This window comes from Methylobacterium sp. BI1 (assembly GCF_056680125.1).
Window position 1 is genome coordinate 1,665,936 of the sequence record NZ_CM155267.1, and the last position, 22,928, is coordinate 1,688,863.

The following is a 22,928-nucleotide window of genomic DNA, read 5'->3' on the forward strand; positions in this document are numbered from 1 at the left end:
ACCAGGAGGCACGCCGCGGGCGATCATGATGGGGCGCCGCCTTCCGTGGCTCCTCGGCACCACATGGTTGATTGCGCTGGTGCTCGCGCTGACCTGGCTGCCCATTCTCACCATCGCGCGGAACCGGCTCGCGCTCGGGGACCCGTTGAGCGGCCTGATGCTGCTCGGCGGCCCGGGGGCCGTCGTCCTCGGGCTGAGCGCTCTTTCCGTCGTCCTCCTGGTCCCGCGACGGCGCGCGCCTGCGTCGATCGTCGCGCTCCTGCTCGTCCTGGCCATCCTGGCCTTCGGAATTGGCCTCGGCGGGGCCGCCGCCCGCGCCCTCGCGGGGCTTCCGCCGGCCGGCCGGGCCAGTCTCGGCGCGGGATCCTGGCTGGGCCTGTTCCTCCTCGCCGGCGCCCTGGGCCTCGCGGTTCGGCGGAGCCGCAGACCGGGTCTCGGCCTGGCCGCGGGCCTCGGCTTGGGACTCGCGTTCGCCGTGCTCTGGGGGGCGGGGACCTTCGATGCCCTCTCGCTCGCAGTCGAGTACGCGGCGCGGCGCGCGACGGTGAATGCGGCGATCGTAGAGCACCTCGCCCTCGCAGGCGCCGCCCTGGTTCTCGCGGGTTTCCTCGCGGTCGGGCTGATCCTGCTGCAGCGGGGGCAGGGTGTGGTCGCCCTGGTTCTCGGCGGGCTGCAGGTCGTGCCCGCCGTCGCCCTCCTCGGGGCGATGGTCGCCCTGATGTCGGGCCTCCTCCGCTTCGTCCCGGCCCTGCGGGAGCTGGGTCTCTCGGCCCTGGGGCCCGTCCCCGCCATCATCGCCATCGCCGCCTATCTGGCCCTGCCGCTCTGGCGCGGGCTGACCCTGGCCCTGCGGGCGCCGGACGTCGACACCCTCCAGGCCGCCGAAGCCCTCGGCTTCTCGCGGGGGCAGGTCCTGGCGCGGGTTCGCCTGCCGATCGGGGCGCCGATCCTCGTCGGGGCCGTGCGGGTCGCAGCCGTGCAGGGCCTCGGCCTCGCCACCCTCGGCGCCCTCGTCGGAGCCGGTGGCCTCGGCCGCATCGTGTTCGACGGCATGGCGCAGTTCGCCCCCGACCTGATCCTCCTCGGGGCGATCCCCGTGGTGGGGCTCTCGCTGCTGGCCGAACGCGGTCTCAGCCGGCTGGAGGCCGCGACGCGGCGGCGGTGGCACGCATGAGGACGTCACGGATCTCCGCAGCCCTCGGCTTCGCGCTGATGGGCCTCTGCCTCGCCGGGGCCAGCCACCCCGCCGTGGCGGTCTGGATCACCGAGGCCCTGGGCGAGTCGGCGCGGCGGCCCCTGTCGCTGGAGCGCCTCCTCGCCCTGGCGGGCGCGCACCTCGCCCTTGCGGGGACCGGCCTCGCCCTCGTGACCGCCCTGGGGATCGGCCTCGGCATCCTGGTCACCCGCCGCTTCGCCGAACCCTGGCGGCCGGCGATCGACGGACTTGCGGCAGCCGCTCAAGCGGTGCCCCCGGTGGTCGTGGTCGCCCTCGCCCTGCCCATCCTCGGGTTCGGAGGCCCCCCGACGCTGCTCGCCCTCGTCGCCTACGGCATCATGCCGGTCCTGCGGGGAACGGCGGGCGCCCTCGCGGGGGTGCCGCCGGAGGTGCGCGAGGCGGGACGGGCGATCGGCCTGACCCGGCTCCAGATCCTGTGGCGGATCGAACTGCCCCTGGCCGCCCCCGACATCGTCGAGACTCTGCGCACCGCCCTGGTGCTGGCCATCGCCACCGCCGCCGTCGGTGCCCTGGCGGGGGCCTCGACCCTCGGGACGCCGATCGTGGCGGGCCTGCAGAACCAGAACACCGTGGCGATGCTCCAGGGCACCGCCGCCACGGCCGCCCTGGCCTTTCTAGCCGACGCCGCGCTGCTGGCGGGCGTCGGTGCATGGCGCGCTACTCGTCCTTGAACACCACCTGCGCGCCGCGGCTGACGCGGTTGGCGAGATCGCGCGCATCCCAGTTCGTCAGGCGGATGCAGCCGTGGGATTCGGTCTTGCCGACCTTCTCCGGTTCCGGGGTGCCGTGGATGCCGTAGGAGGGGATCGACAGATCGATCCAGACCACACCGACCGGGTTGTTCGGCCCCGGCGGGATCGTGAACTTGGTCTTCGCCTTCACGCCGGCGAACTGGTATTTCGGGTTATAGGTGTAGGTCGGCGCGTAGGCCACGCCCTCGACCTTGGCCTCGCCGGACGGCGCCGGCTTCTCCTCGCTCCCGATCGAGGCGGGGTAGAACGCGACGAGCTTGCCGTCCCGGTCGAAGGCCCGCACGTTGCGGCTCTCCTTGTCGACCTCGATGCGGGTCACATCCTTCCGATCGCCATCGCCGCCGTCGGCCGCTGGCGCACCTCCCGCCTTGATCTCTGCCTTCGCATCCGTCGCCTTGCCGTCGTCGCGCTTGGCTTCCTTCGCAGCGTCCTTGGTCAACTCCTTGCCGGTTTCCTTGCCGGTTTCCTTGCCGGTTTCCTTGGCCGCCTCCTTGGCCTGCTTCTTCGCGGCTTTCTCCTCGGCCGTCGCCTTGCCGGTCTCGAGGGGTTTCACCGCGGCGACCAGGATCACCGTTCCGGCCTTGCCGAAATCCGCGCCGGGGTTGAGCGCGCTCAGGAGGTCCGGGGCCATGTGGAAGCGCTCGGCCAGCATCTCGCGCGGGCTGGTATAGCCGAGCGCGTCGAGGTCGGCCTGATCCTCCATCTTCGCCGGCATCTTCTCGACGAAGGGTCCCGCCGCATCGGCATCCGTGACCGTGTACTCGGCGAGCACCGGATCGCGGCTCGTCGCCTGGAGCTTGTCGGCGAGGTCCGGCGCGATCTCCGGCTCGGCCTTCAGGCCGTTGGCGCTGGCGAAGGCCGCCAGGGCCCCGCGCAGGTTGTCGCCTTCCCGGCCGTCGATGGCGCCCGGTGAGAAGTGGGCCCGGTCGAGGAGAATTTGCGCCTTCACGAGGGATGCCTCCGGCCGCTTGGCGCCGCTGCGCTTGGCCGCCTCGCCCGTGGCCTCGGCCTTGTCGGGCTTTTTCGCCGTGCCCGTCTTCGGTTCCTCGTCCTTTGCGTCAGCCTTCGCGGCGTCTTCGGCCGGCGCAAGGGCGGCGGATTCCACCGCCTCACGGGTCAGAACGGGGCCCTCCGCCTTGTCCTTCGTCTCGGCCTGTGCGCCGCCCGCCAGGGCGACCAGGGCGAGGGCGGCGAGGCCGCCGCCGAGTCGTGTCGAAGGGTACCTGATCACCGAAGAACTCCCGCGCTATCCGCCTGAGGGCGCAGGAGTAAGCGCGTTGAGCCCGCTGGCGTTCCGCCCCTCACTGACACAGGCGGTGGCCGGCATTCCGCTGCCGCTCGTCGAGGTGGAGGTGGTTGGCATGGGCGGCGTCCGAGCCCGGGCCGAGGACCGTCCGGAAGAACCCGCAGGCCCGCCCGCGCACGGCGGCCAGAAAGGTCGCCTCCGGCGTTCCCTCCGGCAGGGCCAGCACCGCGACAGCCGGACGATTGGCGAAGGTAAAGCCCATCACGTCGACGCCGTTGGCGAAGCTGTGCTCGCTGAGCTTGGCGTCGGGATCGTGGTTCTGGCCCCGGCACTCGTAGGAGGTCCCGATGGTCAGCCCCCTCAGCGGCTGGCCGAGGTCGCGCTCGGCGGCGACCTGGGCCTCCGTCGCCCAGCGGGCCAGGGATTCCGCTGCTTCGCAGACGAGAGTGACCGGCGGGGCCAGGGCGAGGTCGTCGGCGAGCGCCGTGACCTTCAGGGGCTTGGCCGCGCCGCATTGACCGTTCGCGATGGCCGGCAGGGGCTCGAAGCGCGCACCGAGGCGCTCCAGACGGCGTCGGCAGGCGCTGTCGTCGACCGGTGCGACGGTGATGGACAGGGCGGGGGCGGAGAGTTCGGCGGGTCGCGGGGGCGGCGCCGGCACCTCCGCCCCCTCCGCGGGCTTCACGGGCTCGGGCTCGCGCGCCTTGGCCGCCTCCGTGGGCGGGGACAGCTCCGCCGGTCGTTCGGGCGGGCGCGGCGCGTCAACCGGGGCCGGCGTCGCGAGGTCCGCCGGACGCGGCGGGGGTGCCGGCGGCGGCATCGGGATCGCCGTGGCATCCGAGGGCACGCCCTTCGCTTGGGCCGAAGGTCCGTGTGCCGAAGTTCCGTATGCCGAAGTCTCCTGGTCCGGCGTCTCCTGTGCCGAAACAGCGGCCGGCATCGCGAGTTCGCCGACGAGCATGAGGGTCGCGGCTCCGGCGAGGCGATAGGCGGATCGGTGGCGCATGGCGTGTCCCATCTGGTCCGGGCCTTCGGACATCCTGTAACGGTCGGGAGGGTCCCGGGGTTCGAGGGGGTCGTTCTGAGGGTCAATCCAGAGACGAAACCGTCACCGTGTCGCCCCCGGCCACAGGCCCGCATTTGCGCTTCGCGCCGGCGTGCTTACCTTGCGGCGCGACACGCGACGAACCGGACGAAGGAACGCGAATGACCACTGGAACGCCCGACGCTCCCCAGGAGTCCGTACAGGAGGCCTCCTCCGCTGCGGTGCAGATCGGTCCCTTCGCCGACGCGGACTGGTCGACGCCCCACGGCCTGCCGCCCTTCGAGCAGATCGCGGCCGCCCATTACCTCCCGGCCTTCGAGGCGGCCTTGGCCAGCCACCGGGCCGAGATCGACGCCATCGCGGCCGACGACGCCCCGGCGACCTTCGCCAACACGGTGGCCGCCCTCGAGCGGGCCGGGCACGATCTCGACCGCGTCGCCTCGGTGTTCTTCAACCTGACCGGCAGCCACACCAATGCCGAACTGCAGGCCGTCGAGCGGGCCATCACGCCGCGCCTCGCCCGGCACGGCAGCGCGATCTACCTGAATGCCGCCCTCTGGGCCCGCATCTCGGCGGTAGACCCCGAGGCCGAGCAGCTCGGGCCAGAAGAGCGCCGGGTCCTGGACCGCTACCGGACCCGCTTCCGCCGCTCGGGCGCCGACCTCGCTCCCGAGGCGAAGGATCGGATGGCGGAGATCGCCGCCCGCATGGCCGAGCTCGGCACCACCTTCAGCCAGAACCTGCTCGCCGACGAGAGCAGCTTCGCGCTGCCGCTGGAGAACGAGGACGACCTTGCCGGGCTGCCCCCCTTCCTGCGCGCCGCCGCGGCTTCGGCCGCCCGCGAGCGCGGCAGCGCGCACGGCCACGTCATCACCCTGTCGCGCTCGCTGATCGAGCCGTTCCTCGTCTTCTCCACCCGTCGGGACCTGCGCGAAAAGGCCTACGAAGCCTGGACTCGCCGGGGCGAGGGCGGCGGCGCCACCGACAATCGCGGCATCATCGCGGAAATCGTCGCGCTGCGAGCCGAGCGGGCCCGGCTGCTGGGCTTCGACAGCTTCGCGCATTTCAAGCTCTCGGACACGATGGCGGGCACGCCCGACCGGGCGATGGACCTCCTGCGCAACGTCTGGACGCCGGCACACCACCAGGCCGCCACCGAGCGGGACAGGCTCCAGGCCCTGGTCCAGGCGGAAGGCCACAACTTCGATCTCGCCAAGCACGACTGGCGTCACTACGCCGAGAAACTGCGGAGGGCCGAGCACGACCTCGACGAGAGCGAAATCAAGCCGTACCTGCCCCTCGACGGCGTCATCGCGGCGGCCTTCGACACGGCCGAGCGGCTCTTCGGCCTGCGCTTCGAAGAACTGCCCGACGTGCCGCGCTATCATCCGGACGTGCGCGCCTGGGCCGTGCGCAACGCGGACGGTTCCGAGGTCGGCCTCTTTCTCGGTGATTACTTCGCCCGCGCCACCAAGCGCAGCGGCGCCTGGATGAGCGCCTTCCGCTCGCAGGAACGGCTGAACGGCGACATCAAGCCGATCATCGTCAACGTCATGAACTTCGCCAAGGCGCCGGCGGGGGAGGCAACCCTGCTCTCCTTCGACGATGCCCGGACGCTGTTTCACGAGTTCGGCCACGCCCTGCACGGCCTCCTCTCGGACGTGACCTACCCGTTGCTCGCCGGCACCGCGGTGGCCGGCGATTTCGTCGAGTTGCCGTCCCAGCTCTACGAGCACTGGCTCGAACAGCCGGAGGTGCTGCGCAAGCACGCCCGCCACTACCGCACCGGGGAGCCGATGCCCGAGGACCTGCTGAAGCGTCTGCTCGCGGCCCGGACCTTCAATCAGGGCTTCGCTACCATCGAGTACACCGCCTCGGCGATCGTCGACATGACGCTGCACCTGTCGAGCGGTGGCGAGGACGGCCTCGACGTCGCCGCCTTCGAGGCGGACGCCCTCAAGCGGATCGCCATGCCGGCCGAGATCGCGATGCGGCACCGGACGCCGCACTTCGCCCATATCTTCTCGGGCGACGGCTACGCGGCCGGCTACTACAGCTATCTCTGGTCCGAAGTCCTCGACGCCGACGCTTTCGACGCCTTCCGCGAGGCCGGGGACATCTTCCACCCCGAGACGGCGTCACGCCTGCGCAAATACGTCTACGGTGCCGGCAACCTGCGGGACCCGAGCGAGGCCTACACCGCCTTCCGGGGGCGGTTGCCCAGCATCGATCCGCTCCTGCGCCAGCGCGGGCTCGCGGCCTAACGACCGAAGGGCCTGAAAACAGGGTAACGGTTTCGTAAAGAAACAGCCTTAACCAATGCTTCCTGCACCATCAGGAAGCATTGGTCATGACGGATAAGGTCCTCGCGGCGTCGGCCGAACCCTCGCCCGACACCCTGCTCAAGCAAGCCATCCTGGGCGCGCGCGCCTCGGCCGAGAGGTCCGCTGCCCCGGCCGTGACGAACGGCACGCCTTGGACCGCCAAGCTGCGTGTCGAGCCGCGCCTTCTCGCGATCGCCGCGGCGAGCCTGGGACTCGGTGCGCTCATCGGCGCCGGCACCATGAGCCTCGCAACTCCGCGCGTGGCGGATGGCAGCGAGACCCTCGCGCAGATCCGCCATCAGATGGAGATCGGCCGCATCGACTCCGAGCGTCAGGTCGAACGCCTGGCCAAGGGCCTCGCGCAGTTGCAGGACAACGCGGAGGCCACTCGCACGGAAGCCAAGGCGCGCCACACGAACTTGGCCGAGCGCCTCGGACGCGCCGAGCAGAGCCTCGCTACGAAGCTGGCCGCCACCGGCGACCGTCTGGAGCAGGCGGAAAAGGATCAGAGCGCCCGTCTCGCGGCCCTGACCGTGCAGATCGAGAAGCGTGCCGCGACTCCGGCCCCCGCGCCCGTCGTGGCGCCTCAGGCCGCCAAGCCTGCCGCTCCCGAGCCGACCGAAACCGGTACGATTCCGGACAAGCCGAAGCCGTCGCCGGCCGAGGGCTGGGCCGTGCGCGAAGTCTACGACGGTGTGGCGGTTCTGGAGGATCGCAAGCGCCGCCTGGTCGAGGTCGGGCCCGGTGATACGGTTCCGGGCGTCGGACGCATCGAGAGCATCGAGCGGCGGGGCAAGAGCTGGGTGGTGGTCACCAAGCAGGGCACCATCACGCCACAGACATGGTGAAGCCAATTCCGATTCAGGCAAACTGACGAAATCTGGTTAGGACGCCTGAGCCTCGATCTCGGTTTCCACGTTCCGGACGGGGAAGTGCGGCTCGATCGTCAGCGGGTCCGCGATCATCGATCCGCGCGCGGCACGGTTGCGGCCATGCGTGAGGGCCCGCGTCTGCGCTTCGGCCGACGGATGCAGAATCGACGTCAGGAAGGCGAAGCCTTCGAAGTCGGAATCAAGGTTCTTGGCTTCGAACACTGGCATGGCGGTCACCGGACCCAAGGTCCCGTCTGGCCCCCGGAGGGAGCCGCAGGACCCGTCACTGGCAGATAATGTGGACAACGGCAATAAGTTCCGAAAGCCCGCGATTATTTACCGTTAATTTACCTCTGCGCCTCGCCGAAGGTTAACGCGGTGCGGCAGCGCACCTGATTACAGTCTTCACGCATCGCGGTAGATCGCCGCCGGAAGCCCCGGGATGCCGGTTTCTACGGCGAACAGGTGCCCGCCCATCGGATCCACGGCCGGGTCGCGTCCACGCAGGGCCGTCGTGATGTAGAGGGTCGTGAGGTCGGGTCCGCCGAAGGCGCATTTCGTCACGCGGGCGGTCGGAACCGGCAGGACCCGCTCGATCCCGCCTGTCGGGTCGAAGCGGGTGATGCGTGATCCGCCGTAATGGCAGACCCAGAGGTATCCGGCCGCATCCACCGTCAGCCCGTCCGGCTTGCCCCAGGCGGATTCGAAGGTCGCGAAGCGCCGCGGCGGTCCGATGCGATCTTCTTCGACGGAATGGACGCGGATGATTCCCTCGGCGGTATCGGCCGTGAAGATCCGGCTGCCGTCGGGCGTGACGACCGGGCCATTCGAGACGGCGACCCCGCCGCCGAAGGCATCGAGGCGCCCGCCATGCCAGCGATGGAAGGTGCCGGTGGGCTCGGCCTCGGCATCGTCCATGGTGCTGAAGTAGAGGGCACCGTCCGGCCCGACATGGCCGCTGTTGAGCCGGTTGCCGGAGCAATGATCGTCGGGCGTCACCAGGGGGTCCCGGCGACCGCCCTCCAGGTGCAGGAGCGCGACACCGGATTCGAAACCGGCGAGCACGATGCCGGGATCCTCCGTGAGGAGGGCGAAGCCGAGCTTCTCGTCCTGCGGAAAGGTCTGCGTCTCGCCGCTGCCGGGGTGATAGCGCCAGATCGTCGGTGTCTCGACATCGACCCAGGTGAGCGTGTCCGAGCGCGCGTCCCACGTCGCCTCCTCGCCGAGGGTGCAGCGGCAGGGAACGGCGACGCGGGGCGTGTGCGGATGGACGCGCAGGGTCATCGTGTCGGGCTCCGGGCTCGGCAGGGGGCTGGGACGGGAAAGGCGGCGGCACGTTCGGGCGGCGACGTCGATCAGGCGACGTCCTCGCGCAGTAGCTCGGTGTTGACCGCGAAGGCCGCCATCGCGCCCTCGGCGGCGGCGACGACGGCGAACTGCACCCGGCGGGAGGCGTCTCCGGCGACGAACAGGCCGGGCACGTTGGTGGTTTCGTACTCGCCCGTGGGCACCACGCCCTTGCGGGTCAGGTCGCATCCGAGCTGGGTGATGAGGTCGGACGGCTCGCACGGCATCGGCATCAGGAAGACCGCGTGGCAGGGCAGGCTCGTCCCGTCCGCGAAGGCGAGGCGCTGCGGCTGGCACCCGTCGCCCTCCAGGCGCCGGATCGGCGTCTCGACGATGCGGACCCCGTGGCGACCGAGGCGTTCACGGTCGTGGTCGGAGAATTCCGTCGGATGGGCGTCGGTGCAGAGGGTGACGTCGTCGCTCCAGACCGTCAGCTCCAGGGCCATGCCCCTGGCGGCCTCGCCGTGGGCATAGACGACGAGGGGCCGGTCCCGGTTCTCGTAGCCATCGCAATAGGGGCAGGAATGGACGCCGTGGCCCCAGTAATCCTCGAAGCCTTCCACCGAGGGCAGGGCCTGATGCAGCCCCGTGGCCAGGACGAGCTTGCGCGTCATTTCGCGGGTGCCGTCGGCGAGCACGACGGCAAACCCATCGTCACAGCGCTTGGCCCGCGTGACCTTCGCTGCGCGGCGCTCAACCGTCGGGTATCGTGCGAGATCGGCCTCGGCCTGGGCCCTCAACTCCAGGGGCGGCGTGCCGTCCCGGGTGAAGACGCCCCAGCTTCGCGGGGCCACCGCATTGCGTGGATGGCCGGCATCGCAGAGGAGGACGTCCCGGCGGCAGCGGCCGAGGATGAGGGCCGCATTGAGCCCCGCAGGGCCGCCGCCGACGATGATGACGTCGCGCATGTCGTGCCGCTCCCCGGTTCGGACTGTCGAGCCTCAACGGTTCGAGCGGGCGGATGTTCGATCATCGCCTTAGCGGACAGGAAAAAGGGCGCTCGCGCGCCCTCGATCTGTCCCACAGGTGCGACACGCCTCAAGCGGCGGTCGGCGCCTTCACGGGGATGCCTTTCTCGGACAGGAACTGCTGCAGCTCGCCCGATTGGAACATCTCGCGGGTGATGTCGCAGCCGCCGACGAACTCGCCCTTCACGTAGATCTGCGGGATGGTCGGCCAGTTGGAGAAGGCCTTGATGCCGTCGCGAATCGCCATATCGTCGAGGACGTTCACGCCCTTGAACGGCACTTCCAGGTAATTGAGGATCTGCACGACCTGGCCCGAGAAGCCGCACATCGGGAATTGCGGCGTGCCCTTCATGAAAACGACCACGTCCTGGGACTTGATCTCGTTCTCGATCGCGTTGTTGACGTCGCTCATGGTCTCTCGATCCTCTACAGTGTGATGCTGATCTAATGATGGTCGGCCGGCCTGTTCAAGGTCGCGGCCAGGCGTTCGAGCGCCCAATCCATCGTGAAGGTCTCGGCGACGAGTTCGTCCGGCGTGAACGGCATCCCGTCCGGTAAGCCCGCAACGAGATGATCGTCGTACATCTGGAGCGACGCCTCCGCCTGGAGCCGGGCGGTCTTCCAGATCCAGTCCCAGTCGATCCGATACCGCATACCCGGCGCGTAGGCCCGCCGCGCGGTCGCGTGGAAGGCAATCACCTCGACCCGCCACGACCGGGTCGACTGCGCGCGCGGCGCGGACATGTACTTAAGGACATGGATGAGGGTCTGGAGGAGCTGTTGCTCGACCGCTCTGATCTGAGACCGCCCCACGCTCTCGATCTCCTCGGCGACGTTCTCCCAATCGAGGATGTTCGACAGGTCCGGCCGGCGCGCGAGGGCGCGCAGGGTCGAGGCCTGCTGCTCGGCCCAGGTCACGATGTCGTTGTCGTAGAGGCTCGGCTGGTCCATGCGGTCCGCCTCCGGGGAAGCGTCAATCCTGCGGGACGCCCGTGGTGAGCGCAAGGGCGTGCAGCACACCCCCCATCCGCCCCTGGAGCGCGCCGTAGACCATCTGGTGCTGCGCGACCCGCGTCTTGCCCTTGAAGGCCGAGGACAGGACCGTGGCGGCGTAGTGGTCGCCGTCACCGGCGAGATCCTTGATCTCGATCCGGGCGTCGGGCAGCGCCTCACGGATCATCGCCTCGATCTCGCGCGCATCCATCGGCATCGGGTTGGCTCCTGACGATCTGGAAAAGGGGGCTTCAGGCCGGGACGCCCGCCGGCTGGCTCGCCATGTAGGCCGGCAGCCAGCCCTCATGGGTCTCGCGCAAGGCAGCCACCGATATGGTCTCGCCGTGGGGCAGGGTCAAATGGTCGTTGCCGGTCACGCCGATCACCGCCGCCGGGATGCCCTGCGCGGAAGCGCTGTAGAGCAGGTCCGGCGCCGTCTCCGGGTCGACAGCGAGCAGGTAGCGGGCTTGGTCCTCGCCGAACAGGTAGGCGTGGGTCGGTATGCCCTGGGGCACCTCGGGGAGCGCGGCGCCGATGCTGCCGGCCATCGCCATCTCGGCCAGCGCCACGGCGAGGCCGCCGTCGGACAGGTCGTGGACCGTGTCGACCAGGCCCGACGTGATCAGCCCGCGGACGAAGTCGCCGTTGCGGCGCTCGACGGCGAGGTCCACAGGGGGTGGAGCGCCGTCCTCGCGCCCGGCGATGACCGAGAGGTAGACCGACTGTCCGAGCCAGCCGGCGGTGTCGCCGATCAGCAAAAGCACGTCGCCGGCGCGCTTCAGGTTCAGCGTCGCGTGGCGCGTCACGTCGTCGAGGACGCCGACGCCGCCGATGGTGGGAGTCGGCAGGATGCCGACGCCGTTGGTCTCGTTGTAGAGCGAGACGTTGCCGGAGACGACGGGGAAGTCGAGGGCCTTGCAGGCCTCGCCGATGCCCTTGAGGCAACCGACGAGCTGGCCCATCACCTCGGGCTTCTCCGGGTTGCCGAAGTTCAGGTTGTCGGTAATGGCCAGCGGCCTGCCGCCGACCGCCGTGATGTTGCGCCAAGCCTCGGCCACGGCCTGCTTGCCGCCCTCGACCGGGTCGGCCTCGCAGTAGCGCGGGGTGACGTCGGCGGTCATGGCGAGACCGCGCGGGCCGTCCTCGACGCGCACGATGGCGGCGTCGCCGCCCGGCTTCTGCACGGTGTTGCCGCCGATGAAGTGGTCGTACTGCTCGTAGACCCAGCGCTTCGAGGACAGGTCGGGCGAGCCGACGAGGCGCTTCAGGGCCTCGGCGCTGCCCACCGTCTCGGGTACGTCGGCGGCGGCGAGCACCGGCTGATGCGTGTTGGCGATGTGCGGCCGGTCGTAGAGGGGCGCCTCGTCGCCGAGTTCCTTGATTGGCAGGTCGGCCATGACGACGCCGTCATGCTTCACGACGAAGCGGAGCGTGTCGGTGGTGTGCCCGATGATCGCGAAATCGAGGCCCCACTTCACGAAGATCGCCTCGGCCTCGGCCTCCATGCCCGGCTTGAGCACCATGAGCATGCGCTCCTGGCTCTCCGACAGCATCATCTCGTAGGCGGTCATGCCGGCCTCGCGGGCCGGAACCTTCTCGATGTGGAGCTCGACACCGAGGTCGCCCTTGGCACCCATCTCGACGGCCGAGCAGGTCAGTCCGGCCGCACCCATGTCCTGGATCGCGATCACCGCGCCCGAGGCCATCAACTCCAGACAGGCCTCCAGCAGCAGCTTCTCGGCGAAGGGGTCGCCGACCTGCACGGTGGGGCGCTTCGACTCGGAGGCGTCGTCGAACTCGGCCGAGGCCATGGTGGCGCCGTGGATGCCGTCGCGGCCGGTCTTCGAGCCGAGATAGACGATCGGATTCCCGACGCCGGTGGCCGCCGCGTAGAAGATCCCGTCGGTACGGGCGAGGCCCACCGCCATGGCGTTGACGAGGATGTTGCCGTCGTAGCGCGGGTGGAAGCCCATCGCGCCACCCACCGTCGGCACGCCGAAGGAATTGCCGTAGCCGCCGATGCCCGCGACCACGCCGGAGACGAGGTGGCGGGTCCGCGGATGGTCCGGCGAGCCGAAGCGAAGGGCGTTCAGGGCCGCGATCGGGCGCGCACCCATCGTGAACACGTCGCGCAGGATGCCGCCGACGCCGGTCGTCGCGCCCTGGTAGGGCTCGATGAAGCTCGGGTGGTTGTGGCTCTCCATCTTGAAGACGCAGGCGAGGCCGTCGCCGATATCGATGACGCCAGCGTTCTCGCCCGGCCCCTGAATCACCCACGGCGCCGAGGTCGGCAAGCCGCGCAGGTGCTTGCGGGACGACTTGTAGGAGCAGTGCTCGTTCCACATCGCGGAGACGATGCCGAGCTCGGTCAGGGTCGGGTCGCGCCCGATCAAGCCACGGAAGCGCTCGAACTCGTCCGGCGTCAGGCCGTGCTGGCGGACCAGTTCGGGGGTGATCGGAACATCGTTGCGGAACATGCGACCCTCTCGGCACGGCCCCCGTCCGGGTCCGGCCGTGCGTGACGGCTCTAAAGCGGAACGCCGCGCCCTGGCAACACGCGATCGTCGATCGAGCCCGATCCGGGAGGCTAATCCTCCGGGCTTTCCGCGATGAAACGCCCCTTGGGCTGCTCCTTCACGTCCCGCCAGCGCCGGATCAGCGCGTGGACGGGTTCGGCACCGGCCACGAAGGCGATGTAGTCGAAGGCCTCCGGGTCGCGGCTCGACATGAGCAGCTGGAAGTGCATCCGGAACAGGTTCCACTTGCGCCGGGCGATGATGCGCTTCTCGATCAGGTCCTCGATCCGGACGTGAATCTCGACCGGGCGATGAGCGAAGGGTGCAGGCAGCTTCGAGGCGCTGAGCGGGTTACGCTGGTGCACCGAGAGCCAGTCCCACTTGGCCCGGACGTCGAGCCAGCGGATCGCGTCGCTCGCCGCCACCCGGGCGAGGGCGCCGCGGGTTTCTGTGGCGCGGGGATCGAGGGTGATCCACGGGATCACGCTGCCGATGCTGACGAAGGAGACCGGTGTGCCGCGCCGGCCGAACTCGGGATCGGCGACGAGCGCCCGGTCCAGGGCCTCGAGCCCGAGGAAGCTCGACGAGGAATGTCCGATGACCACGATCTCGGAAGCCTTGCCCTCCGCGCCCCGGATGATCGACGCGAAGGCGTCGAGCCGGGTGCGCATCCGGGTGTCGGCACCGCTGGCGTGATCGTGGGTGAAGGCGGTGTCGTCGACGAGATGCGCCACGTAGAACGGCTTGCCGCGGGTGGTCCGCATGAGCAGCGCGAGAACTCCGTAGGCCAGCACGGGCACCGCCGGGAGTCCCCAGGCCCAGGACAGGCCCGGTACCAGGGCGACGGCACCCGCCGCCAGGCCGAGGCTGAGCGCGACGAGGAAGAGGTAGATCAGATGGACGCCGACGATGACCCGGGCGAAGCGCCGGGCCTCACGCCGGAAGGGACCGATGTAGCCCGACCGGATCAGGCGCCACCACAGGGCCGGCACCTCGACGAGGCGGCGTCCGTTCGTTCGGGGGAACCTGGCCGCGACGATGTCGTCCCAGCGCAGGAGCGTGTAGCGGGTGGTGTGTCCGTCGAGGTCGACGCGCCAGTCGACGGCGAGGCCGTCGGCCGTCCGCTCCGGATCCCCGACCGTGATGGCCAGGCCGCGCCGGACGGCGGTCAGCCGAGCTTCCCGCCGGAACAGACCCCAGTAGGTCTCGGGTTCCCGGGGATCGAAGCCCGGCATGTAGAAGACCTGACGGGCGGCCGGAGCGGGCGGATCTGAAGGCGTGATGATGAGGACCCGTCCGATTCGAAGCTGGCGGCCGCTGGCCGCGCCCGTCCCTACACGATGGCGATCCGGATAGACGAGTGCGAAAGCGCATCACGCCGGCGCACCCCGGTCGGACGCCCTAACGGTCGGCCGGCGCGTGGGACAGAAAATCCGCGACCGCCGCCACGAAGCGCTCGCCGTAGGCCTCGCGCTTGCGCTCGCCGACGCCGTGGACCGTGCGCAGGGCGTAGAGGTCGACGGGCTTCGTGCGCGCCATCTCGATCAGGGTCCGGTCGGGAAAGACCATGAAGGCGGCGATGCCCTCGGCGCGCGCGATGGTGGCACGCAGGCCGCGGAGATGCTGGAACAGCGCCTCGGTGGCGGGATCGAGGTCGAGGCTCGCGTCCTCGCGGGCGGCGCCGCGCTTGCGGTCGCGCGGCTCGGCCATCTTCGGCTCGGGGTCGGGGCGCATCTGGATCGGCTCGCGGCCGAACAGGATCGCCTCGCCCTTGTCGGTGAGGGAGAGGCCGCCGAAGCCGTCGCCGTTCTCGGTCACGGCGCCGGCGGCGAAGAGCTGGCGCAGCATCGCGCGCCAGGCGGCGATGGGCTTGTCGGCCCCGACGCCGAAGGTCTTGAGCGCCGTGTGTCCGTTGCGTCGGATCGAGTCGGACTCCTTGCCGTGGACCACGTCGCAGACATAGGCCGCGCCGAAGCGCTGGCCGGTGCGCACGATGGCCGAGAGGAGTTTCTGCGCCGGCACCGTGGCGTCGATGAGCGAGACGCCGCTGCGGCAGAGATCGCAGCGGCCGCAGGGCTCGCTCGCCTCGCCGAAATAGCCGAGCAGCGACTGGCGCCGGCAGGTGGCGCCCTCGCACAGCGCGATCATCGCCTCGAGCTTGCGCCGCTCCACGCGCCGGCGCTCGTCCGGCACCTCCTTCTCGTCGATCTGGCGACGGCGCAGGGCCATGTCGTCGAGGCCATAGATGGTGAGGGTGTCGGCCGGCAGGCCGTCGCGGCCGGCGCGGCCGATCTCCTGATAATAGCCCTCGACGTTGGACGGCATGTCCGCGTGGCAGACGAAGCGCACGTCCGGCTTGTTGATGCCCATGCCGAAGGCGACGGTGGCGGTCATCACGACGCCGTCCTCCTGCAGGAAGGTATCCTGATTCTTCATCCGCGTGCCCTGGTCGAGGCCGGCATGGTAGGGCAGGGCGTTGAAGCCGTCCTTGGCCAGGGTCTCGGCCAGCTGCTCGGTGCGTTTGCGCGACGAGCAGTAGATGATCCCGCTCTCGGCGCGGCGATGACGCAGGAAGCGCTCGATCTGGCGGGTCGGGTTGTCCTTCGGCGCGAAGGTCAGGCGGATGTTCGGCCGGTCGAAGGAATGGACGAAGGCCTTGAGTTCGCGGCCCGCCGGGAACAGCCGCTCGGTGATGTCGGCCCGGGTCGCCTTGTCGGCGGTGGCGGTGAGCGCCACGGTCTGGACATTGCCCAGGGCCTCGCGCGCCCGGGCGAGATCCCGGTATTCCGGCCGGAAGTCGTGTCCCCACTGCGAGACGCAATGGGCCTCGTCCACGGCGAGCCGCCGCACGCCGGCGCCCCGCAGGGCGTCCATCAGGCCTTCCATCATCAGGCGCTCGGGCGAGACGAAGAGCAGGCGCAGGTCGCCGGAACGGATCTGCCGCCAGGTCTCGCGGGCGGTCGCCTCGGCCACCGACGAGTTCAGGGTCGCGGCGGCGACGCCGAAGCCGAGCATCTGCTGCACCTGATCGTGCATCAGGGCGATGAGGGGCGAGACCACCACCGTCAGCGAGGATTCCACCAGCGCCGGCAGCTGGTAGGTCATCGACTTGCCCGACCCCGTCGGCATTACGGCGAAGACGTCCGTGCCGTCGAGGACGGCGCCGATCACTTCGTCCTGGCCGGGCCGGAAATCGTCGTAGCCGAAGGTGGTCTTCAACGCGGCGCGAGCCTCGTCGAGGCGGCTTGTCATGGGCATCCTGGCCTGATGGTGATCGGACGGGCGAGCGGCTTGCAGCACCGATGTGTCGGCAATACGCTCGAAGCGTTGACGCACGCGACGGGTCTATCCGGGGATCGGCAACATGCCTCTGGACATCCGAAGCGAGGAGGTCAATCGCCTTGCCGAGAAGGTGGCGGCGTCGGCGCAGGCGATCCTCAGCGTCGACCTCGCGCGGACCGACATTCCGGGGAGGCGTCTGACGCCCCGACGCGCGTGCGCGATCAGGTCGACGCGATCCGTCCATCCACGACCTTGACCATATCGGCCCGCCCGTCGAGCTCTCCGAACAGCGCCGGGTCGGCCCCCGTCATCCAGACCTGGCCTTGCAGGGCTTCGAGGGCATCGAACAGGCCTGCCCGCCGGCGCGGGTCGAGATGGGCCGCGACCTCGTCGAGGAGGATCACGGGCGCCAGCCCGCTCATAGCCTGGACGAGGCGGGCATGGGCGAGGACGAGGCCGATGAGCAGCGCCTTCTGCTCGCCGGTGGAGGCGGTGGCCGCCGGAACGTCCTTCGGCCCATGGCGGACCACGAGGTCGCTGGTCTGCGGACCGCTCAGGGTCCGGCCGGCGGCCCGGTCGCGGCTGCGGCCCTGGCGCAGGGCCATACGGAAGCGGTCCTCGGCCTCGATCGCGGGCCAGACCGCCACGAGATCGTCGAGGTCGCCCTCCAGGCGCAGGCCGGCCCAGGGGAAGGGCTGGGCATCGTCGCGGCTCTCGGCGATCAGCCGGTCCAGGCGCTCGGCGGTCTCGCGCCGGGCCAGCGCCACGGCGACCCCGAGTTCGGCCACCTCGCGCTCGATCGCATCGAGCCACTGGCCGTCGTTGGGGCGCTCGTCCAGCAGCCGGTTGCGCGAGCGCAGGGCCCGTTCCATCGCGTTGACGCGGGCGCCGTGGCTCGCATCCACCGCGAGGACGAGGCGGTCGAGGAATCGGCGGCGGTCGCCGGCGGGACCGCGGAACAGGCCGTCCAGATCCGGCGTCAGCCAGACCACCCGCAGGAACTCCGAGAAGGCCACGGGGGAGGGTGCGGTGGTGCCGTCGATGCGGCAGAGGCGGGCCGCACGCCCATCGAGGCCGGGCGGCTCGTAGCCGGTCCCGATCCGGTGCTCGGTCTCGTCCCCCGCCAGGGTCATCGAGACGGCGAACCCACCCGGGCCGCCGCTGCGCGGCATCGCGGCGAGATCGGCCCGGCGCAGGCCACGGCCCGGGGAGAACAGCGAAATCGCCTCGAGGAGGTTGGTTTTGCCGGCCCCGTTCTCGCCGACCAGGGCCACGAAGCGGCGGCCGACCGCGAGGTCGAGGTCGGCGTGATTGCGGAAATCGCGGCAGATCAGACGGGTGAGGCGCACGCCTCAGCCCTTAGCCGATCGGCCCGGACCTGTCTCGCACCGCGAGGCCCCCCTGCGCCGATCAGACTCGCATCGGCATCAGGACGTAGAGGGCGGCCGCCCCCTCGCGATCCTGGATCAGGGTCGGCGAACCCGGATCGGCGAGCTTGAACAGGGCAGTGTCGCCCTCGAGCTGGCTCGTGATGTCCAGGAGGTAACGGGCGTTGAAGCCGATATCGAGGGCCGGCGCATCGTAGTCGACGTCGAGCTCCTCGGTGGCACTGCCGGAATCCGGGTTGTTCACCGAGAGGGCGAGACGGCCCTCCTGCACGGCGAGTTTCACGGCCCGCCCGCGCTCGGACGAGATCGTCGAGACACGGTCGACGGCCTTGGCGAAGACGTCGCGCTCGACGGTGAGGAACTTGTCGTTCCCGGAGGGGATCACGCGCTGGTAGTCCGGGAAGGTGCCGTCGATCAGCTTCGAGATCAGCACCACGCCACTGGCGAACTTGAAGCGGATCTTGGCCGGCGACAGGTCGATCTCGACGCTCTCGCCGCCATCCTCCACCAGCTTGATGATCTCGGCGACGGCCTTGCGGGGCACGATGATGCCCGGCATGTCGCGGCTGCCCTCGGGCGCCTCGATCTCTACCCGGGCGAGGCGGTGGCCGTCGGTGGCGACGCCGCGCATGCGCAGGGACCCCTCCACCTCGATGGTGTGGAGGTAGATGCCGTTGAGGTAGTAGCGGGTCTCCTCCGTCGAGATCGCGAACTGCGTCTTTTCGATCAGGCGCTTCAGGTCGGAGGCAGCGATGACGAAGCGGGTCGGCAGCTCGCCGGCTGCGAGGTCGGGGAAGTCGCCCTCGGGCAGGGCGCCGAGGGAGAAGCGCGAGCGGCCGGAGCGGATCGTCATCTGCCCGGTCTCGCCGCTGGTCTCGAGGGAGACCTGGGCGCCGTCGGGGAGCTTGCGAACGATGTCGTAGATGACGTGCGCGGGCACGGTGGTGGCGCCGGCATCCACCACGTCGGCCGGGATCGTCTCCGTCACCTCGATGTCGAGGTCGGTCGCCTTCAGCTCGAGGCCGTCCGCGTGGCAGCGCAGGAGCACGTTGGAGAGGATCGGGATGGTATTCCGCCGCTCCACCACGCGGTGCACGTGGCCGAGCGACCGAAGAAGGGCCGCACGCTCGACAGTGACTCTCATGGTCTGAACTCGTGGTCTCTCGTCGGGCGTCGCCGGAAGGCGCGCGTTCGACGCGCCCCGGTCCTGCGTGCACCCTGGCACCGTGGCCGCTGAACTTGGCGAAGCCTCCCGGGGAACGCAAGTGCGAGAGGCCGGCTATCCCGCAGATGATTCGGGGCGTCGCGGATCACCGCGACGCCCCGGGGGCATCAATCCTGCAGCATGCGCTTCAGGAGCTCGACCTCGTCGTTCAGCACGTTGTCCTCGCCGATCAGCTTGTCGATCTTGCGCACGGCGTGCAGCACGGTGGTGTGGTCGCGCCCGCCGAAGCGGCGGCCGATCTCGGGCAGCGAGCGCAGGGTCAGCACCTTCGAAAGGTACATCGCGATCTGGCGCGGCTTGACCACGGCGGCGGTGCGCCGCTCGGACAGGATGTCGGAGCGCGAGACATTGTAGCGCGAGGCCACCAGCTTCTGGATGTCCTCGATCTTGATGCGCTTCGGCTCGCGGTTCTTCACGAGGTCGCGGATCGCGGTCTCGGCGGTCTCCATGGTCACGGCGGTGCCCGTGAGGGTGGCGTGGGCCAGGAGGCGGTTCACGGCGCCTTCGAGGTCGCGGCCGTTGGCCGTGATCGCCCGGGCGACGTAGGTGGCCACCGTCGGCGAGACCTCGAAGTTCGGGTGCGAGACCTGCACGGCGGCCAAGCGCGCAGACAGGATCGAGGCGCGCAGCTGCTCGTCGAGGCTGCCGATCTCCACCACGAGGCCGCCGGCGAGGCGCGAGCGTACGCGCTCCTCCAGGGCTTCGAGCTCGGTGGGCGGACGGTCCGAGGCGACCACCACCTGGCGGCCGGCATCGATCAGCGCGTTGATGGTGTGGCCGAACTCGGCCTGGATCGACTTGCCCTGGATGAACTGGACGTCGTCGAGGATGAGGAGGTCGATGGCCCGGAGGCGCTCCTTGAAAGCGAGGGCGTTCTGGGTCTTCAGGGCGTTGACGAAGCCGTACATGAAGCGGTCGGCCGTCAGATAGATCACCCGGCGGCCGGCTTCCCGCGCGGCATGGCCGATGCCGTGGAGGAGGTGGGTTTTCCCGAGACCGACGCCGGCATGGAAGTAGAGCGGGTTGTAGAGGGCGCCCTGACCATCGTGGCGGGCGACACGTTCGGCGGCGGCATGGGCGAGGGCGTTGGAGCGGCCGACGACGAAGCTCGCGAAGGTCAGCCGATTGTCGAGGGGGGCGCCGTTGAGGTCGCCGGCGGCTTCGCCGCGCGGGGCCTGGACCGACTCACCGTCGGCGACGCCGAGGGCATCCCCGTGAGACGGAATCGCCGAGCCGGCGGCCTGGAGACGGGCGAGGGGGCTCGCGGCACTGCTGGCCGTCTTCGGGGTGCTGGGAACCGGGCGGGCCGCGGCGGAGGGACCGCGCACCGAGACGTCGAGGCGCGAAACGGACTCGACCTCGCTGCGGAAGGTGTTCAGCACCCGGTCGAGGTAATGGGATTCGATCCAGCTCTTGAGGAATCGGGTGGGCACCGTGAGGCGGGCGGTTCCGTCCAGGACCTCCACCAGTTCGAGGCGGGCGAACCAACTCGCGAACACGTCCTCGCCCAGCTCGGCCCGCAGGCGGCGCTTCACCCGGGCCCAGGCAGCCACCGTATCGGGACCGCTCACGCCGCTCATGCCCATCTCGGCATTGCCGGACACGCTTCCGTCGACATGCATCATCGCTCTCCTCGTGCCGAGAGCGGAGAGCCGCCACCGGTACGTACGCACACTTGACTGACGTTGCGCCCCGCGAGGCATTCGCGAGACCCATATTGCCGGTCCAGAGTCAACCGCCTCTGGGATGGCTTTTGTCGATGAAGCAAGCCTATCAACAATAAGCTACGGTTCTCCTAACAACGGGACTTACGGGGATAGCAAAAATTGAAGCAATTCCGGCGCGGGTTACGTGAGCGGAGTCCAGTCGCCGGCCCCACCTTGTGGATGATTCGCTCTGGACTCAGGGCAGCGGGGAATTGTTTGGTTCATCGTGACACATCGTTAAGCTACACTCGGCCTTGTCCGCCCGCAACAAGACAGATTTTGATTAGCGTTAACGGCGTCTCACCAAAACTGTCCTGATTCGGGATCGCGACGCGATGCGCTGCGGAGAACTCGGTGGCCGAGTTCGGTATTCCGGCGAGGGGCCGTCGGATAGGGCAGGTGACCGCGGACCGATGTCTCGTAGCGGATGGCCAGAACGAAAAAAGCCCGGCATCGCTGCCGGGCTTCTTCGCGTCTCTGCTGGAAGAGTGAGTTAGGCGGCGAGCGCCTTCACCCGCGCGGCGAGGCGCGAGACCTTCCGGGAGGCGTTGTTCTTGTGCACGATGCCGTGCTGGGCGGCCCGCATGATCTCGGGCTCGGCGGCGCGGAGGGCGGTCAGTGCATTGGACTGATCACCGGCGGCGATGGCCTCCTCGACCTTGCGGACGAAGGTGCGCATACGGCTGCGACGCGAGCGGTTGACCGCGGTGCGCTTCGCAATCTTGCGGGTCATTTTCTTGGCCGACACGGTGTTGGCCATGGGGCATCCTCGTCACGTTTGAGGCGATCGCGACGAGCCCTCGGGCTTGAGTGTCGGTGGATCGCGTGCAGGTTGTTCGGGCAATGGCGAAGCCGACGATCGCGGGGTGCGCGTCCGTCGGCGATGTGGGCTCTATAGCCACGCGTTGCCGATCCGTCAACGGAACGTCATCGTGCCGTCGTCGGGTCGGCGCGGTGCGCCGGACCTTGAACGGGTCAGGCAGGGATCGGCGAGGGGAACGGATGCTGAGCGAGGCGGATCGGGTGCGGATCGCGCGGTATCGACCCCAGTCGGGCATGGCGACCCCGCGATTCTCGGGCCTCGCCAGCTTCATGCGCCTGCCCGTCCTCGACCCGTCCGAGGCGCCGGGGCGAATCGACATCGGCCTCGTCGGCATTCCCTTCGATGGCGCGACCACCAACCGTCCCGGGGCGCGGCTCGGTCCACGCGGCGTCCGCGAAGCCTCCACCGGGACACGGGTCCGGAACGCGGCGACCGGCGTCGCGCCCTACGACCTCGCGGCCTGCGCGGATCTCGGCGACGTCCCCGTCAATCCCATCGACGTGGCCGCCACGGCCCGGGCCATCGAAGCCCATTACCGGCCCCTGGCGGATGCCCGGATCGTGCCCCTCTCGATCGGAGGCGACCACTTCGTCACCTACCCGGTGCTCCGGGCCCTCGGAAATGCGCATCCCGTCGGGCTGATCCACATCGACGCCCACGGCGACACCGATGACGGGCAATACGACGGCACGCGCCTGACCCATGGCACGCCCTTCCGCCGCGCCATCGAGGACGGCGTCCTCGATCCCCGCCGCATGGTACAGATCGGCCTGCGCGGCAGCACCGATTCGGCCGACGAACTCGACTGGGCCCTCGCCCAGGGCGTGCGAATCGTGCCGATGGAGGCGGTGATCGACCGCGGCCTGCCGGCGGTCCTGGCCGAGGCCCGCGCCGTGGTCGGCACCGCACCGACCTACCTGAGCTTCGACATCGACGCCCTCGACCCCGCCTACGCCCCCGGCACGGGCACGCCCGAGATGGGCGGCTTCACGTCCCGCGAGGCGCTGCAGATCGTCCGGGGGCTGCGCGGCCTCGACCTGATCGGGGCCGACGTGGTGGAGGTCGCGCCGCCCCTCGACCCCTCCGGCGTGACGGCCCTGGCCGGTGCCACCCTCGCCTTCGAGATCCTCTGCCTCCTGGCGGAGGCGGTCGACACACGCAGGGCGGGCATGGAAGGCGACTGACACACGCCCGTCATGCGATC

Annotated in this window: 20 protein-coding genes; 5 read left to right on the forward strand and 15 right to left on the reverse strand. The window is 69.9% G+C overall.

Annotated elements, in window-relative coordinates:
* Positions 1–25: 25 nt before the first annotated feature.
* Both AC1MGR_RS07875 and AC1MGR_RS07880 read left to right on the forward strand, forming a co-directional pair.
* Positions 26–1,174, forward strand: coding sequence for an ABC transporter permease subunit (locus tag AC1MGR_RS07875; RefSeq protein ID WP_480234229.1), 1,149 nt, complete (start codon positions 26–28; stop codon positions 1,172–1,174).
* The gene (locus AC1MGR_RS07880; RefSeq protein WP_108034516.1) at positions 1,171–1,908 is read left to right on the forward strand and encodes an ABC transporter permease subunit; all 738 of its coding nucleotides are present in this window, start codon (positions 1,171–1,173) and stop codon (positions 1,906–1,908) included. Before AC1MGR_RS07875 ends, AC1MGR_RS07880 begins: the two co-directional genes overlap by 4 nt.
* Here AC1MGR_RS07880 and AC1MGR_RS07885 read toward each other — a convergent pair.
* Together AC1MGR_RS07885 and AC1MGR_RS07890 are read right to left on the reverse strand one after the other, a co-directional pair.
* Positions 1,895–3,220 (reverse strand): L,D-transpeptidase family protein, encoded by a 1,326-nt coding sequence (locus AC1MGR_RS07885; RefSeq protein WP_480234230.1) that lies wholly within the window; start codon positions 3,218–3,220, stop codon positions 1,895–1,897. The two genes, AC1MGR_RS07880 and AC1MGR_RS07885, sit on opposite strands and share 14 nt — an antisense overlap.
* A gap of 70 nt (positions 3,221–3,290) precedes the next feature.
* Positions 3,291–4,055 carry an extensin-like domain-containing protein gene (locus AC1MGR_RS07890; protein WP_480234746.1) on the reverse strand — a complete coding sequence of 255 codons (765 nt, stop codon included), beginning with the start codon at positions 4,053–4,055 and terminating at the stop codon, positions 3,291–3,293.
* Positions 4,056–4,441: 386 nt separating this feature from the next.
* Between AC1MGR_RS07890 and AC1MGR_RS07895 the strand changes: the two genes are divergently transcribed.
* Together AC1MGR_RS07895 and AC1MGR_RS07900 are read left to right on the forward strand one after the other, a co-directional pair.
* The gene (locus tag AC1MGR_RS07895) at positions 4,442–6,544 is read left to right on the forward strand and encodes a M3 family metallopeptidase (protein ID WP_480234231.1); all 2,103 of its coding nucleotides are present in this window, start codon (positions 4,442–4,444) and stop codon (positions 6,542–6,544) included.
* 86 nt (positions 6,545–6,630) lie between these two features.
* On the forward strand, positions 6,631–7,452 hold the full coding sequence (locus AC1MGR_RS07900) for a hypothetical protein (RefSeq protein WP_480234232.1): 822 nt from the start codon (positions 6,631–6,633) through the stop codon (positions 7,450–7,452).
* A 36-nt stretch (positions 7,453–7,488) separates the two neighbouring features.
* On the opposite strand, the gene AC1MGR_RS07905 is transcribed toward AC1MGR_RS07900, so the two are convergent.
* The 13 genes from AC1MGR_RS07905 to rpsT all read right to left on the reverse strand — a co-directional run bounded on the left by AC1MGR_RS07905 (position 7,489) and on the right by rpsT (position 21,661).
* Entirely contained in the window at positions 7,489–7,713 is a 225-nt protein-coding gene (locus AC1MGR_RS07905) for a hypothetical protein (protein WP_480234747.1), read from the reverse strand.
* A gap of 168 nt (positions 7,714–7,881) precedes the next feature.
* Positions 7,882–8,760, reverse strand: a complete 879-nt coding sequence (locus AC1MGR_RS07910; RefSeq protein ID WP_480234233.1) for an SMP-30/gluconolactonase/LRE family protein — start codon at positions 8,758–8,760, stop codon at positions 7,882–7,884.
* 71 nt (positions 8,761–8,831) lie between these two features.
* Entirely contained in the window at positions 8,832–9,731 is a 900-nt protein-coding gene (locus AC1MGR_RS07915) for an NAD(P)/FAD-dependent oxidoreductase (RefSeq protein ID WP_480234234.1), read from the reverse strand.
* A 130-nt stretch (positions 9,732–9,861) separates the two neighbouring features.
* Entirely contained in the window at positions 9,862–10,203 is a 342-nt protein-coding gene (gene grxD, locus AC1MGR_RS07920; protein ID WP_108034521.1) for a Grx4 family monothiol glutaredoxin, read from the reverse strand.
* A gap of 32 nt (positions 10,204–10,235) precedes the next feature.
* Positions 10,236–10,742, reverse strand: coding sequence for a DUF29 domain-containing protein (locus AC1MGR_RS07925; protein ID WP_480234235.1), 507 nt, complete (start codon positions 10,740–10,742; stop codon positions 10,236–10,238).
* A gap of 22 nt (positions 10,743–10,764) precedes the next feature.
* Positions 10,765–11,001, reverse strand: a complete 237-nt coding sequence (locus AC1MGR_RS07930; RefSeq protein WP_055951915.1) for a BolA family protein — start codon at positions 10,999–11,001, stop codon at positions 10,765–10,767.
* A gap of 34 nt (positions 11,002–11,035) precedes the next feature.
* Positions 11,036–13,261, reverse strand: a complete 2,226-nt coding sequence (purL, locus tag AC1MGR_RS07935; protein WP_480234236.1) for a phosphoribosylformylglycinamidine synthase subunit PurL — start codon at positions 13,259–13,261, stop codon at positions 11,036–11,038.
* 110 nt (positions 13,262–13,371) lie between these two features.
* On the reverse strand, positions 13,372–14,535 hold the full coding sequence (locus AC1MGR_RS07940; protein WP_480234237.1) for a hydrolase: 1,164 nt from the start codon (positions 14,533–14,535) through the stop codon (positions 13,372–13,374).
* A 166-nt stretch (positions 14,536–14,701) separates the two neighbouring features.
* Entirely contained in the window at positions 14,702–16,552 is a 1,851-nt protein-coding gene (gene recQ / locus AC1MGR_RS07945) for a DNA helicase RecQ (RefSeq protein ID WP_480234238.1), read from the reverse strand.
* A 251-nt stretch (positions 16,553–16,803) separates the two neighbouring features.
* On the reverse strand, positions 16,804–17,931 hold the full coding sequence (gene recF, locus AC1MGR_RS07950; protein WP_108034525.1) for a DNA replication/repair protein RecF: 1,128 nt from the start codon (positions 17,929–17,931) through the stop codon (positions 16,804–16,806).
* Between the two features lie 61 nt (positions 17,932–17,992).
* Entirely contained in the window at positions 17,993–19,114 is a 1,122-nt protein-coding gene (gene dnaN, locus AC1MGR_RS07955) for a DNA polymerase III subunit beta (RefSeq protein WP_108034526.1), read from the reverse strand.
* Between the two features lie 188 nt (positions 19,115–19,302).
* Positions 19,303–20,817, reverse strand: a complete 1,515-nt coding sequence (dnaA, locus tag AC1MGR_RS07960) for a chromosomal replication initiator protein DnaA (protein WP_480234748.1) — start codon at positions 20,815–20,817, stop codon at positions 19,303–19,305.
* 577 nt (positions 20,818–21,394) lie between these two features.
* Complete coding sequence (gene rpsT, locus AC1MGR_RS07965) at positions 21,395–21,661, reverse strand: 30S ribosomal protein S20 (RefSeq protein ID WP_055951936.1); 267 nt, start codon at positions 21,659–21,661, stop codon at positions 21,395–21,397.
* Positions 21,662–21,903: 242 nt separating this feature from the next.
* Between rpsT and speB the strand changes: the two genes are divergently transcribed.
* Positions 21,904–22,908: an agmatinase gene (speB, locus tag AC1MGR_RS07970; protein WP_480234239.1), complete on the forward strand. Its 1,005-nt coding sequence runs from the start codon at positions 21,904–21,906 to the stop codon at positions 22,906–22,908.
* Positions 22,909–22,928: the final 20 nt, after the last annotated feature.